This window comes from Listeria kieliensis, from assembly GCF_003369925.1.
GTDB classification, from domain to species: Bacteria; Bacillota; Bacilli; order Lactobacillales; family Listeriaceae; genus Listeria; species Listeria kieliensis_A.
Genome location: NZ_LARY01000002.1, coordinates 332,690 through 346,919 on the forward strand (window position 1 = coordinate 332,690; position 14,230 = coordinate 346,919).

Sequence of the window (14,230 nt, forward strand, 5' to 3'; positions counted from 1 at the left end):
CCAATATCATTAAAACACTACGATTGAACTTATATGACTTTTCACGCCGTCAACTTCTGAATAACAATCTAAAGAATCCATAGAAGCAATTGGTTTTGTAAGTCTAAAGATTGCTTGACCATTCGAATTTGTCACTTGTTGTAATACATCTGGACTTTCATGCCAAGGTGTGATACTGAGTGTTACTAGGCTACCTGGGTCAGCATTAATAACAAGCATTAGATCTCCAGGTGCTGGAAGATTACCAGTTTCAAAAGTAGGTATACGTGGTTCAACAACTTGATCCTTCATGTCAACTTTTTCTTTCATTGAAGTTACATATCCAGAAACTGGGGTTCCTATCGGATATCTTCTTTCAATGTCCACAACAAAATTACCATTTTCATCAGATTTTGTTGTGAATAGACGATCTCCAATTTGGAGCGTAACATTTGAATTAGGGCGCGAAACGTTACCTCTCGCATGTTTGTCCTGACTAGTGATTGGAGTCAAAGTCATCGCTAATTCTGTCGCATCCATAACCATGGATTCGAATTCCGAACTTACATTTCCTGATGGGTCTTCGGCTGTTGCAGAAATGGTTGTTTCCGCTGGGAAAGTTCGTGCTAAATTAATGGTAAACTTCCCACTTTGGTCTGCTTGTTTAATATACGAAGCGATACTTCCATTTGGTAAGCCTAAAGAAACTCGAACCGTAGCTAAAGGTTCCGTTGTCCCACTAATTTGTGTACTCGTGTTTAAAACTGTATCAAGAGTTGGCGATTCAGGTGCTGTTGTATCCTCTACAGTAAATTCAACTGGATCACTTTCAATGCCAGATTGGCCTGTTGCCGTTACAGTCCCTTTTGTATCTTTTGGATAAATATCATTTAAACGTGCAACGAAAGCGCCATTACTATCCGCTTTTGCTGTATAAAAATCTCGACCAATGATGACTTTAATTTGTGAATTAGGTTCGGCTTTTCCTGTTACGGACTTGCTAGAATCCCCAACCACGTTGACTACAGGAACGGCTGTTTTCTTTGTGCCCTTCACTGTCACTACTGCTGGATCACTTTGATTATTTTGCGTATCTATCTCTACCACTTTAATCTTAGTTCCACCAGGAATCGGTTTATCCAAATTGATCGAAAAGTGTTTATCCTCCCCTACTTTCCCATATAGAACTTGGTCATTAATAGAGGCAACTATTTGACTTCCGACTTTACTTCCTGTCCCTGAAATTTGTTTCATTGTATCATCAATTGGATTCACTACTGGGACACCCGGCTTAACTGTATCTACAACTGAAACTGTGGTGGCAGTACTTTCGTTTCCTGCTTCATCCACTGCTTTAACTGCGATTTTGTCTCCAATCTTAACAGGCTGAGTGAGGTGAATAGAAAATTTGCTTTGCCCATTTCCTGCAGCTGCACCGTTTGCAACACCTTCACCTACTACATCTCCTTGCGCATTTGTAACTATAACCTTGCTGCCTGTTTCGGCTGAGCCATTTACAATTTGCTCGCTCACTTCAATATCTTTTACAATCGGCTTATCAGGAGCCACATTATCTTCGACTTTAGCTGAAACTGGTTCACTAGCCATTCCATTTGAATCAATTTGAACAGCCGTAATGGTTTCATCGTATATAAGCGACCGTTTTAAGCCAATTAAAAATTGACCGTTTTGTCCAACAACTCCAGAGCCAATTTCCTGACCTGAGGCATCTTTGATAACTACTCGGTTTCCTGAAACACCAGTACCTTGAGCTTGTTTTTGGCCAGCTTCAAGTGTACTTAACTTAGGTGCTGGAACTTCTTCTGTCACAACACCATTACCCTCATCCCCGATTTTATAGCCAACAGACATAAGCACATTACTATATTTAGGTGCGTCATATTCTAACGTAACCGTATAGTCTTGATCTTCCTTTGCTACAATTGTTTTTTGATACTGTTGAGGCTGCAAAAATCCTAGATCTCCATCAGCAGTCTTGATATCTCCATTAAAGCTGATTGAAGCAGAAGCTCCGCCAAGCACGCGAAGTTGATAATACCAAGAAAAATTATAGGTTTTTCCTTTTTCTAAGTGAAAAACTCTTTGTGCTTTAAAAACTGAATTACCGATATTAGCAAAATTAATATAGGCTGAATTAAAACTGTCACCATTTAGTGTTTGTATTTTTCGTCCTTGCAAAAATGTATTTTGAACTGGGACATCTAAGTCACTAGAATAGTTTAGTACATTCCATCCAGTTGAAATATCCAAAGAATTCGTAGCTGCTCTTGCTTTCACTGTGTTTAGTTGAGTGGCTTTAGGATTATTTTGCGCTTTAACATCTTTTTCAAAAGGAATACTTGTAAGCACGGTAGACGCTATCGCTCCCGCTGCAACAAGCTTTGCAAACTTACTTAATTTTGTTTTTTTCATCTACTAAACCTCCGTCTTCTCTACATTACTTTTTAAAGCGATACATACTTCCAAGAACAAGCATCAGCCCTAGCAGACCACCAGCAATCGGGGACTTGTCTCCTGTCGCAGGTAGTTCAGCATTCATTCTTGCTTTATGAAGTGTTGACATTGCTGGAGGATTTTCTTGGTTTAAAGTTTTGCCATTAAATGATTTTTCTGTTCCACTATTATTCATACTGACATTAGAAACCAGCGAAGCTTTTGATTGATTCAAGCTTGCTTGTGGAACTTCTTCTTTTTTAGCAGGAGTTGGTGGTGCTACTAGTCCAGCATTTGCTGTAGAAGAACCCGTTTGTCCCCCTTTTGAACTATTTTCGTGGCCACTAACAGCACCATTATCGGATGGAGTAGATGGCTTTTTTGAATTTGGAGCTTGCCCATTTCCACTATTTACATTTTCTCCCTTGCCATCATTAGATCCCGTAGGAGGCTCAACTGGTTTATTACCAGACCCTTGTTCATCTGTTTCTAATTTATGATAAACAAAAGTAATTTCCTTCGTTTGATTAGAAAACTTCCCAGCTTGATTATCAGGTAATTTTGTCAGCCGATATCCTGAAAAACTCTTCGGTTTCACAGCGTATGAACTTCCAACTTCTCCAGTTAAAATTTCCGGTGAATCTGTCAAAGATTTGCCATTTTCATCCACAAAGTTCACAACAACTTTTCCATTTTCTACAGCTTGAATTTTTTTATACGTGAGCGTAACTGTTTGATCGGAACTTTGGAAAGTTCCCATAACATTATCGCTTGTTTCTTGTAATATATAACCAGGAATTCGCGGTACTTCAACTGTATAGCGATCTCCAATATTACCTGATAGTTCAGTTGATGCTTGAATGGATTTACCATCTTGGTCTAAATACTGAACGGCTACTTTTCCTTGCTCTTTTTGGGTTTTTGTAATCTCTACTCCTACATTAGGAGATCCAAACTCATATCCTACTGATAATAAGACATTGCTATAATCGCGAGCATTATATTGAATAGTGACAACATAATCTTCATCTTTATCTGCGACTACAGTTTCTGTATAAGGTGTAGGTAGCAATCGATCGTTGGAAGCATCTGCCGTTTTTACGTTACCATTAAAACTAATACTTGCCGTTGCATCTTTTACTATACGAAGTTGATAATACCAATTGAAATGATATGTATTACCAGCTTTTAAATGAAATGTACGTGTGGCTTTGAAAACAGAGTCCCCGATGTTAGCAAAATTAATATACGCTGAATTATAACTGTTGCCATTTGGTGCTTGTATTTTTCGATTTTGCACGAAAGTATTCTCTTCGGGGACACCTAGGCTACTAGAATACTCCAGCACATTCCAGCCAGTAGCAATATCGAATGCAGATGTAGCCTCTTGTATAGTTTGTGAACTTTCAGTTTGGGAAATTGATTTTGAATCAGGAGTTTCTGTTGCTAGTGTAGTTCCTGCAGGAATCAATACTAAGCCAACTGACAGAATAATTACTATCAATTTATGCTTAGAAATTTGATATAAAAATCTTTTCAAGTAATCCATTTTCGTCTCCTTTTCTTTCATATAAATAATTATTCTTATTTTACTTTCTAAACCACCTTTTTCTTGATCTTTTATCACCCCCTCAAAATATTAGCTACTACATGTAAATCCCCTGACTCTCCTTTACAGCTTGTCGTAGCTTCCTAAGATGAATGACAATTTGCCGTTTTTTCAAGAAAATTAATCGTTCGTCCACAAGCATTTTACAAATTTTTGAAAATGCTGTAGCATCAAGATCACAATAATCCGCTAGAAAATAGTGATTAATGACCGTTGGAAACTCATAAAAATCTTCATTCTGATCCGCTCCAAGCGCATAAGCTGCGTTAATTAAGCCTATCAAAACACGATCCCTTTGATATTTTCCATTTATCCCCATTTTTACAACAAACTGATGTAACTGACCTGTTAGTTTTTTTAAAATAAACTCTGTAAAAATAGGGCGAATAGAAAGGTAATCCAAAAAATATTGCTTTTCTATTGAAATCAGTTCACATTTGCTTAGTGCTTTAAGTGTAAATTGATTTTCTTCCTTTGATACAAAAACTCGGTCAAAGTCGACTAGCGCTTCTCCTACATAGAAACTAACAGCTCTTGCTTGATTTTTTACAAGCATAAATTTCACAACATAACCCTGTTTCAAAATAATGACCCGTCCATAATCTTCTTTGATTTGTTCATTCTTGTTGTATACTCTGCGCTGTATCTGTTCCCGATTAAGTGCATTCTGTTCCAATTCTTGAATAATATCTTCAATAGTTGCTTCTTTTTTTATTTCTTTTCTATACATATTTCCACCTCCTTACTAAAATATCATTTATAAGTGTTTATTATGTTGTAAATAAACATTTATATCGTGATTTTTGTTAAAAATTTGTTACTAAGTTTTTTTATGTATAAATTCTCATCATTTCTTTATTTTTCTGCACAAATCTTCCATTTTTTATCATGATTTTAAGGCACAAAAAAACTTCTTGGATTTCTCCAAGAAGTTTTTTTGTAACGCGCTCTTACATAGTAAGTGCGCCGCCGTCTATTAAGTATTCTCCACCAGTAATAAAACGTGCCTCGTCAGATGCCAAGAATAAAACACAATAGGCTACATCAATTGGTTCTCCAATATAAGGAAGCGCACCAGTTGATGCTGCATGTTCTCTGCTTTCATCTGTTTGTAACACATCTTTAAGCATTGGCGTGTCAATCGTACCAGGATGCACAGAATTAACTCGAATCGATTCTTTTCCGTACGTTAGTGCAGCATTCTTAGTTAGCGTGCGAACAGCTCCTTTACTTGCATTGTAACCAGCTCCACCAACTCCATAGATGCCAGCTAAAGAGGAGATATTAACAATCGATCCCCCACCATTTTTTTGCATATTTGGAATCACGTATTTCATTCCAAGGAATGTTCCTGTTGCATTGATAGATAAGATCTTTTCAAATTCCGCCTTACTGATTTCTGTTACTGTTTTAAAACTCAAGATTCCAGCATTATTAACTAGAATATCAATTTTTCCAAACTCCTTAATTCCTTCATCCACGACTTTTTGCCAATCTTCTTCATTCGAAACATCTTGTTTCATTGCTAACGCTGTGCCGCCATTTTCTTTTATTTTGTTTGCAAGCTCATCTACTCCTTCTTGCTGCAAATCTGTGATAATAACTTTTGCTCCTTCTTTCGCAAACAATTCTGCTTCTGCCGCTCCTTGTCCACGTGCAGCTCCTGTAATCAATGCTACTTTACCATCTAAACGTCCCATTTAGATTTCCCCCTTTTCCATTATATGTACTACAATTTGAGTATACAAAACTTTAGTAACCGTTTACAAAACATATGCTTGCAGAATGCTTCACAAGCAATTGTTTCACTTAAAAATAACAAAAAAGCTGATGAAATTAAAATTTCATCAGCTTTTAACTTTCGATCAATTAATTAAAAGAAAACCACTTTATAAAGCAAGATTGCCAATATTGCTGCAAGAATTGGGGCAACAACAGGTATCCAAGCATAATTCCACTCTGAACTCCCCTTATGTTTTAGTGGAAGAAGAGCGTGCAAAATACGTGGTCCAAGATCCCGCGCTGGGTTAAGACCTGGTCCAGTTGGTCCACCAAGTGAAGCCACTAGAGTCCAAACAAGGAAACCTAAAGCTAGATGTGCTGTTCCTAGATTATCTGCAAAAAACGGTGCTTTGGTAATTCCTAGCGCACCAAAGAACAACACGAAAGAACCAACAAATTCATTCACAAAACCGTTTGTTTTGCTTCGAACAGCATTGATTGTTGAAAAAGTCCCAAGAATGTGGTCGGGCGTTGTGGTCCTGTCATAGTAAGGCTTGTAACAAGCTACTACGATTAATTGTCCAACCATTGCGCCTGCGAATTGGGCAATGATATAAGGAACAACTTCTCCCCAAGGGAAAAGACCCGCTACAGCAAGTCCGATTGTAAATGCTGGATTGATGTGGTTCCCGCTAATTCCGCCAAACATCATGGCAGGAATCATAACCCCACAGCCGTAACCAACTGCGATTAACATCCAGTCACTTCCAAATCCTTTCGTTCCTTTAAGATCAACGTTTGCTACTGCGCCATTCCCTAAAATAATTAAAAGTGCTGTACCAAAAAATTCAGCGAGCAGCCGCGTCATAAGCGTGTAATCCATCCAAACTCCTCCATTTGCTACAAATTTCACAAAAATATACGAACGCTTTTTTGAACCACGCAAAACTTTCTATGCTGTGAAATTTAAAAGCAAATCAAGTTGCAAACTGTTAAAAAGCGCACGATTAAGTTCATTATACCCCTCTTCTATAATTTATCAAGTCATAATTTATTGATTTGAAAACGATTTACTTCGCTTTTCCATCCTATTGGAAGCGCTGTTTTTCAAATGAAATTTTTTTGAATAAATAAAAATGAACAAGCAAAAAACACATAAACTTCAAGAATATTCTTCAATCCGTCTATGTGTCTTCTACTAAATCAGCCCAAGTCTTGTCCTGTGATAAAGATATAGCCTAAAAGGAATATATTAAGTGCGACAATAACCGCTGTGACAATCCATGCAATAATTTGGACGGGAATAGAATTCGCAAATTCTCCCATTTTTTTCTTGCTACTTGTGAAAAGAACGAGTGGGACAACAGCGAACGGCAGTTGCAAACTAAGGATAACTTGACTCCATAAAAGAAGCGATCCTGTTCCTTTAGCACCAGAAATCAACGTTACGATAAAAACTGGAATGACTGCAAGTAAACGTGTGATTACCCTTCTAAGCCAAGGCTTAATTCGTAAATGAATGAACCCTTCCATAACAATTTGCCCACTGAGCGTTCCAGTAATCGTGGAGTTTTGTCCAGAAGCAAGGAGCGCCACGGCAAAAAGTGTACTAGCAAGCCCAACGCCAAGGGTAGGTCCCAAAAGCTTATAAGCTCCTTCAATTTCGGAAACAGCCAGTCCAGTTCCGTGAAAAGCTGCTGCCCCTAAGATCAAAATCATTGAATTAATAACAAAAGCGATTGTTAGTGAAAACGTGGAGTCAATCTTAGCAAATCGAACAGCTTCACGTTTTCCTTCCACAGTCCGATCATATTTTCTTGTTTGAACGAGTGATGAGTGCAAATATAAATTGTGAGGCATTACTGTTGCACCCAAAATCCCTAAAGCAATAAATAGCATTGCAGGATTTGTTACGACTTCAGCATGTGGCAAATAGCCTTCAAGCAAAGCACCCATTTTCGGATGAGAAGCCACCATTTCAAAAGCGAAGATCACAAAGATTGTTGCCATCAAGACGATAACAATGGATTCGATGATTCGGAACCCTTTTCTTTGAAGCATCAATAAAAGTAGCACATCTAGCGTTGTAATAGCTACCCCACCTAAAAGCGGAATACCAAATAATAAATTTAAAGCAATCGCTGAACCAATAACTTCTGCAATATCAGTTGCAATAATGGCCAGCTCAGTCAGTATCCATAGCACAAAAGAAGCTTTCTTCCCAACCGAAGCTCGAGTAGCTTGAGCTAAATCTTTACCAGTTGCAATCCCAAGTTTGGCAGAAAGCGACTGTAAAAACATCGCAATTAAGTTTGAAAGTAAAATAACACTCAAAAGTGTATATCCAAAACGCGCTCCCCCAGCAATCGAAGTTGCCCAGTTACCAGGATCGACGTATCCAACCGCTACAAGGGAACCAGGTCCCATGAAAGCCAATAATTTTCTAAAGAAGCCTGCATTTTTTGGAATTGCAATGGAGCTATTTACTTCTTCCAAGCTCACATTATGCGTTTTCGAAACCCACGCTTCTTTTTTTGATTTTTTATTCAGTGTAAGTTCTTCTTGCTCCATAGCCAATCCTTCTTTCTCTTTTCAACTACCTTCATTTTGCACCAGGGAAACTTTTTTGTCAAGAGGAAAGTAAAAAAGCCTTGGCTATCTTTTACTCATCAAATAAAAGAAGTTGAAATCAACCGATTTCAACTTCTTTTTCTAACGAGTTTGCTTGACTGAAAACGAATCATCAAATCGAGCAAGGCGCAAATTAAAATAGAGAGTAAACTCGTAATAAGCGGAAGGCTTGTCAATTGATTCAGTAAATAAAAACAAGCTAAAAGCCCAACAAGGCCCATCTCTTTCCAAATAGAAAACTCAATCTCTGCTTTTTTATGAAGGCCAAAAACAACTTGCTTGGACAAAAAGAACAGCGCTACTGATCCATATAAAAAGAGCAACAACAAGCTCTTGTTTAGATGACCTAAGAAAAGTAAATGAATATTCGCTGCAAGCATCATGATAGCAATGATAATAAAATAATGCCCGTATAAGAAAACTTGGCCATTTGTCGCCCTGTTTTGATCGACAACATGTTCGAAACTGTGGAAATAGGATGCCCACAAAATCGCGATGATCACGAAGCTTAGAAATACATAAAGTAGCGTATACGGATCTGTTACTTTTTCGGCAAGGATGCTTGTTATTGCGACAATGGTTTCTCCGAAGGTAATGATGACGAAAAGGCCGAAGCGCTCTGCTAAATGCGGAAAATGGACAGGGACTTTTTGTAGTTTTTTTCCGTTTAGAAGCGGCAACAAAATGTCTAGGAAAATTCCGGCATACATGATGAAAAATCGGCTATTTCCTTCAAAGAAAATCGCGCTGAGGGAGATGAGGATGCCTACTAGGAATAATCTACCAAGCAAGTTGGCTACTTGTTTTTGTTCCGCACTATACTTTTTGGCGGCTGTAAAATATTGGATAACGGTAAACAAGCGAATGCCTGCATAGCCGATGATAAAGGTGTAGAACGTGTCTGCAAATTCAAGATCAAAGCTTGCGGTCATCAAAATGAGAAAGAACATTTGGCTGAGCATAAAGAGTTCTGGGTGGCTTATTTTCTTGCCAAAACGGTTGTAAAACATGGTTTGTCCAACCCAAGCCCAAAACATCGGCGTCACCATTAGCAAGTATTCGCCAAAGTACAGCAGCGTATGCTCAGGATGATGATCGATCGTAACGAAAAGATGAGTGGTCGACGAGACGGCGGTAACAAAAATTAAATCAAAAAAGAGCTCAAGCCAGGAGACTTTTCGCTCTTCAAAAATTTGTTTTTTCATCATTAGCGGTTCGCTTCCACTTCTTGATATTCCACTTTTTTCTGAAATTCAGATTTGGCAAATGGACAAAGTGGAATCACTTTTTTATTCTCATTTTTTGCTTTTTGGACAGCACGCTTTACAAGTTCTTGTGCGATGCCTTGCCCTCTCGCTTCATCAATTACACCTGTATGGTCGATGATAAGCATTGTTTCGCCAGCATTTGAAAACGTAATTTCACCGACTTCTTTTCCTGTTTCATTGACAGCATAAATTCGGTTCTCACCATTTTTATATTCAATCATTTTTTTGGCCTTCTTTCTGAATATATTGAAGTGCCCCGCTTGGACATGTATCAATGACTCGCATTACTTCTTCTTTTGAAGCATTATCTGGGAGTATCCATGGTTTTCTATCTAAATTAAAGATTTCTCCATTCCCTTGCACACAATTCCCCGAATGCTCACAAATTTGTGTGTTAAAGTAAACGTCTATATCTTTTCCCAAGTATTTACGGTACCCTTTTTCAAGCAATTCTGCTTCAGTCATTCAAGCCATCCCCCGTTTCTTAATTAAAAAATGGATTTGTTGCTTTTTCATGTCCGATTGTACTTTTTCCGCGATGCCCTGGGTAAATCACCATTTCATCTGGCAAAGTAAATAATTCACGCTGAATAGCTTCAAGTAGCATGTCTTGATTCCCAGTGTAAAGATCTGTACGTCCGATGCTTCCATTGAATAGTGCATCTCCGACAATAGCAAAATCGTCAAAAATAAAGCTAACACTCCCAATCGAATGTCCTGGTGTTTCGACCACTTTAAAGCGAATTCCATTAAAATCGTACGTTTTTAGTTCAAAAGTAAAGTCAGCTGGTTTTGCTTCAATCACTGACAAACCACGGCTTGGTAACGAAATGGATAAGTTATGTTCAGGATTCCCAAGCCATTCTGCTTCTTTGGAACTGACATAAACAGGAATTTGGTATTTCTCGCGAATCGCATCAAGAGCCCCAATATGGTCGTAGTGCGTATGGGTAAGTAAAATAGCGACTGGCGTTGCACCTGTCCTTTCGATCATAGCTTCAATTCGTTCAGGCTCACTCCCAGGATCAATAACTAGAAGAGATTTCCCGTCGTGAACAACATAGGTATTTTCTTCTGCAATCCCTGTTACAATATGTTCAACATTCAACATAAAATTACCTCACTTCTGCAAATTTCTATACAAATTATAACAATCACAGGCTGGAAAAGGAAATAATCATTCTCGAAATTTGTTTTTCTATCAACAGTATACTAAAATAATGAGAGAAACCTGTTGTTTTAAAGGAGGAAATAAAATGACTAAAATGTTACATACATGTATTCGTGTTCAAAACTTAGAAAAATCGATTGAATTTTACGAAACGGCTTTTGGATTAAAGGAAGTCCGTCGGAAAGATTTTCCAGAGTATGAGTTTACACTTGTCTATCTTGCTTTTTCAGAAGGCGGCTTTGAACTAGAGCTAACTTACAATTATGATAAAAAGGAACCTTATGAACTAGGTGATGGTTATGGCCACTTAGCTGTTGGCGTTGATGATTTAAAAGCTTCTCATGCGCTTCATCTTGAAAAAGGTTACACAGTGACTGACCTTAAAGGCCTTCCTGGAAGCGAACCAAACTATTACTTTATTACCGATCCAGATGGGTACAAAACGGAAGTTATTCAAAATAATACGCTATAATAAAAGCTGCGCCGAAATGGCGCAGCTTTTATTCATCGTAATATACAATCATGTAATTCCGACCGCGATCGTTATCGTAACCTTGAACAAAATCAGCTTCATCTAGGTTTTCTAAGTCTTTGATCGTTAATGTAATGTTTTTCCCCAGTTTCAATGTTTTTCGAACTTTCTTGTTTAGTTTTTCAGCTCGTTCTTCATCTACTTCGAACTCTACTGGGAAATGTAAATTATTTTCTTGCTCGAAATTCTCGACTGCCGTTTTGAATTCTGCTTGTTTAATGGGATCTTGAAGCGCTTTTTCTGTAAAGGTATCAATTTGAATATTCTCTTCTTCTTGCAGATACTCGTTAGCCGCTTTCACAAATTCTGATTTTTCAAGTAGTGATTCTTCTTTTTGTTTGATGTAGTCTGTGCAAAGCTCAACAAAATTCTCTGTTAAAAACTTGTTGTCTACTGTCCGCTCAACACTTAAAAACCGGTCCTTCCAATAAATCGAATCATTTTTGGTAAGCTTGCTTAAAACAAGGACTTTCCCGCCTTTTTCAGCTTCAGCGTTTAAAATCAAACAGCCTTTATCGAGATCCGCACCTGTAATCCCTTTATCATAACTAATTGCAAATTCTTTGCCATTAAAATTGTTTTTTAGGTAGACTTCTTTATTTTCTACTTTAAAAATGCCTAGCCCACTGCACATTTCTCCATCAATAACTAAACCTTCCATTTCAAAAACCCAAAGATCTCCACTTTTAATATTAGGGTGTGTAGAAACACTATAAAGATGCTTTAAAATGTTAAGCGTATCTTCCAAAAAATGACTGGAATCTGCGAATATATTTTGGCTGTAAGTATAAACTTCATTAAAATCCAAACTAGTTTCATGAGTAAAATGAAAATAATCATCCGCTTTGAAATTTTCAAGGAAGATATTAAGAAGTGTCCCATTTAGGTCTTCGGGAAATTCAGTTAGCATATTTTGTGCTACTTCATAGCCCTCTTCTTGCGCTTGGTTTCCAACGAAATGAATCGCTAATTTTTTTATTTTAGCATAAGTAAAATCCAAAAGTCTTTCCTCCATTTTTCCAAAAATAACAAGGTTTTGCTATACTTAAAATCAAAAGGAGTCGATTGATTTGGCAAAACCAGAATTTATTCAAGCTGTTTATAATGTCATCTTGCAAATTCCCGAGGGAAAAGTAACCACGTATGGGCAAATTGCTTATATGATTGGGCATCCTAAAAACGCCCGCCTAGTCGGTAATGTTTTAAAACATACGGATCGCTCTCTTGATATGCCTTGTCATCGTGTTGTTAATTCAGCAGGGCGAACGGTTCCTGGCTGGATTGAGCAAATTCAGTTACTCAAAAAAGAACGAGTTCCCTTTAAAGAAAACGGCTGCGCCGACTTAAAAAAGTGTTTTTGGCAAGGCTCCCATTAAAAAAAGAGCTTTTCCATTTCCACAAGAACACCTGATTCATTATTCGTTGGCGCAACATGTTTAGCCACTTTTTTCACGGCTTCGGGCGCATTTTCCATTGCAAAACTCGTTCCAACAAGGTCTAACATTTCAAGATCATTTCCGCCATCGCCAAACGCAGCAGCTTCTTTGCTAGAAAAATTGAAATGCTTCAACACAAATTGAATGGCATTTCCTTTATGCATGTTTGGCTGAATTAAATCGATACTCCCATGTCCACTGCTTACCGGAATCGTAATATGGCTTATTTCGCCATGCAGCTCTGCTAAAAGGCGTTCTGTCTCTTCTTCTGGACAAGAGAGAGCTATCTTTAATACATCATCATCAATTTGATTATAATCCGAAACTTTAAACATCACGGGACAGTAAAATTCAATTGTCTTGATAAAATCATCTGGAACACTATCCAAAATATAAGCCCCTTTTTTGCCACATACAATTACTCGAAAATCCGTTTTCAGACTCAATACTTCCAAAACCTTTTCCACATCGGCTTTTTCAAATGAACTCGAAAAGATTTCTTCCCCATGTTTTGTGACCATAGCGCCATTATCTGAAATAAAGGTAATTTTTTCTTTGATAGGCTCAAAAAATTGTACAAGCTGAACGTACTGGTTTCCACTTGCAACAACAAATTCAGCTTTCTGTTTTTGCATCTTATCAAACACTTTGGCAAATCTATCCTCATCATAATTTTTTTGGTCGTCTAAAAATGTTCCATCCATATCTACCGCTACTAGTTTAATCATATGTAATCCTCTCTGCTTCTTTTGAAGGCCCTTCCCTCAAAATAGTATTTGTCTCTATTTTAGCACAAAACAGAACTCTATTTGATTCTTAGCATAGAAAAAGCTGTACCCAATTCGGCACAGCTTTAAATAAATTCATGATTACGTGCTACTCCCTTTTTTGCGTTCCGATAAAGAATGATACGATAGCTACTAAAATAACAGCACCAATGATAGACGGGAAGATTGCCATTCCAGCGACATGCGGACCCCAACTTCCTAAAAGTTTTTCGCCAAGCCAAGAACCAATTAAGCCAGCTAAAATATTCCCAATCCATCCTAACGGCATTTTTCTACTTGTCAAAGCACCTGCAATGATACCAATGACAGCACCAATAATAAGTACCCAAATTAAATGAAACATCACATTCACCTCCCTATATTTTTTTACCTCTTAGGAAGGTGTTTTAAACCTTTTAAATTGTTTTTGATCTGACATAACGAAAGAAGCTGTACCGCAATGGGTACAACTTCTTTCAGCGCAATCAAAAGGAGAAATTCACACAATCAAATATTGATTCAAAAGCTAAAATAACTAGTCTGATGAAGGGGATAATTACTGATTTATAGCCATTTTGTTTATTTTGAATGCAATAATTATTAATAACTAAATAAATGAATTAGGGAGATTTTTAGGGAGATAAAAACCCCGACTTTTGTC

At 37.6% G+C, this 14,230-nt stretch carries 15 protein-coding genes; 2 read left to right on the forward strand and 13 right to left on the reverse strand.

What is annotated here, in order from left to right; genetic code table 11:
• Positions 1-9: 9 nt before the first annotated feature.
• The 10 genes from UR08_RS07445 to UR08_RS07490 form a co-directional block, all read right to left on the reverse strand.
• The gene (locus UR08_RS07445) at positions 10-2,412 is read right to left on the reverse strand and encodes an Ig-like domain-containing protein (RefSeq protein ID WP_115753040.1); all 2,403 of its coding nucleotides are present in this window, start codon (positions 2,410-2,412) and stop codon (positions 10-12) included.
• Between the two features lie 25 nt (positions 2,413-2,437).
• Positions 2,438-4,060: a MucBP domain-containing protein gene (locus UR08_RS07450; RefSeq protein WP_115753041.1), complete on the reverse strand. Its 1,623-nt coding sequence runs from the start codon at positions 4,058-4,060 to the stop codon at positions 2,438-2,440.
• A 19-nt stretch (positions 4,061-4,079) separates the two neighbouring features.
• The gene (locus UR08_RS07455; RefSeq protein WP_115753042.1) at positions 4,080-4,772 is read right to left on the reverse strand and encodes a Crp/Fnr family transcriptional regulator; all 693 of its coding nucleotides are present in this window, start codon (positions 4,770-4,772) and stop codon (positions 4,080-4,082) included.
• Between the two features lie 220 nt (positions 4,773-4,992).
• On the reverse strand, positions 4,993-5,742 hold the full coding sequence (locus tag UR08_RS07460; RefSeq protein WP_115753043.1) for an SDR family NAD(P)-dependent oxidoreductase: 750 nt from the start codon (positions 5,740-5,742) through the stop codon (positions 4,993-4,995).
• Between the two features lie 173 nt (positions 5,743-5,915).
• Positions 5,916-6,647 (reverse strand): MIP/aquaporin family protein, encoded by a 732-nt coding sequence (locus UR08_RS07465; protein ID WP_115753044.1) that lies wholly within the window; start codon positions 6,645-6,647, stop codon positions 5,916-5,918.
• 320 nt (positions 6,648-6,967) lie between these two features.
• Complete coding sequence (locus UR08_RS07470; RefSeq protein WP_115753045.1) at positions 6,968-8,335, reverse strand: Nramp family divalent metal transporter; 1,368 nt, start codon at positions 8,333-8,335, stop codon at positions 6,968-6,970.
• A gap of 128 nt (positions 8,336-8,463) precedes the next feature.
• Positions 8,464-9,600: a low temperature requirement protein A gene (locus UR08_RS07475; RefSeq protein WP_115753747.1), complete on the reverse strand. Its 1,137-nt coding sequence runs from the start codon at positions 9,598-9,600 to the stop codon at positions 8,464-8,466.
• A 2-nt stretch (positions 9,601-9,602) separates the two neighbouring features.
• A complete protein-coding gene (locus UR08_RS07480; RefSeq protein WP_240616082.1) occupies positions 9,603-9,881 on the reverse strand; it encodes a GNAT family N-acetyltransferase in 279 nt (92 codons plus the stop codon).
• Positions 9,877-10,128 (reverse strand): (4Fe-4S)-binding protein, encoded by a 252-nt coding sequence (locus UR08_RS07485; protein ID WP_115753047.1) that lies wholly within the window; start codon positions 10,126-10,128, stop codon positions 9,877-9,879. The genes UR08_RS07480 and UR08_RS07485 overlap by 5 nt, the downstream gene beginning before the upstream one ends.
• A 19-nt stretch (positions 10,129-10,147) precedes the next feature.
• Positions 10,148-10,774 carry an MBL fold metallo-hydrolase gene (locus UR08_RS07490; RefSeq protein ID WP_115753048.1) on the reverse strand — a complete coding sequence of 209 codons (627 nt, stop codon included), beginning with the start codon at positions 10,772-10,774 and terminating at the stop codon, positions 10,148-10,150.
• 145 nt (positions 10,775-10,919) lie between these two features.
• On the opposite strand from UR08_RS07490, the gene gloA reads away from it, so the two are divergent.
• Positions 10,920-11,306 carry a lactoylglutathione lyase gene (gloA, locus tag UR08_RS07495; protein WP_115753049.1) on the forward strand — a complete coding sequence of 129 codons (387 nt, stop codon included), beginning with the start codon at positions 10,920-10,922 and terminating at the stop codon, positions 11,304-11,306.
• Between the two features lie 28 nt (positions 11,307-11,334).
• Here gloA and UR08_RS07500 read toward each other — a convergent pair whose 3' ends face one another.
• Positions 11,335-12,381: a nucleoid-associated protein gene (locus UR08_RS07500; RefSeq protein ID WP_115753050.1), complete on the reverse strand. Its 1,047-nt coding sequence runs from the start codon at positions 12,379-12,381 to the stop codon at positions 11,335-11,337.
• Positions 12,382-12,436: 55 nt separating this feature from the next.
• Between UR08_RS07500 and UR08_RS07505 the strand changes: the two genes are divergently transcribed.
• Positions 12,437-12,742: an MGMT family protein gene (locus UR08_RS07505; protein ID WP_115753051.1), complete on the forward strand. Its 306-nt coding sequence runs from the start codon at positions 12,437-12,439 to the stop codon at positions 12,740-12,742.
• On the opposite strand, the gene UR08_RS07510 is transcribed toward UR08_RS07505, so the two are convergent.
• Positions 12,739-13,530 carry a Cof-type HAD-IIB family hydrolase gene (locus tag UR08_RS07510; protein WP_115753052.1) on the reverse strand — a complete coding sequence of 264 codons (792 nt, stop codon included), beginning with the start codon at positions 13,528-13,530 and terminating at the stop codon, positions 12,739-12,741. The genes UR08_RS07505 and UR08_RS07510 overlap by 4 nt on opposite strands.
• A 148-nt stretch (positions 13,531-13,678) precedes the next feature.
• Positions 13,679-13,933 carry a GlsB/YeaQ/YmgE family stress response membrane protein gene (locus UR08_RS07515; protein WP_115753053.1) on the reverse strand — a complete coding sequence of 85 codons (255 nt, stop codon included), beginning with the start codon at positions 13,931-13,933 and terminating at the stop codon, positions 13,679-13,681.
• Between the last annotated feature and the right edge of the window lie 297 nt (positions 13,934-14,230).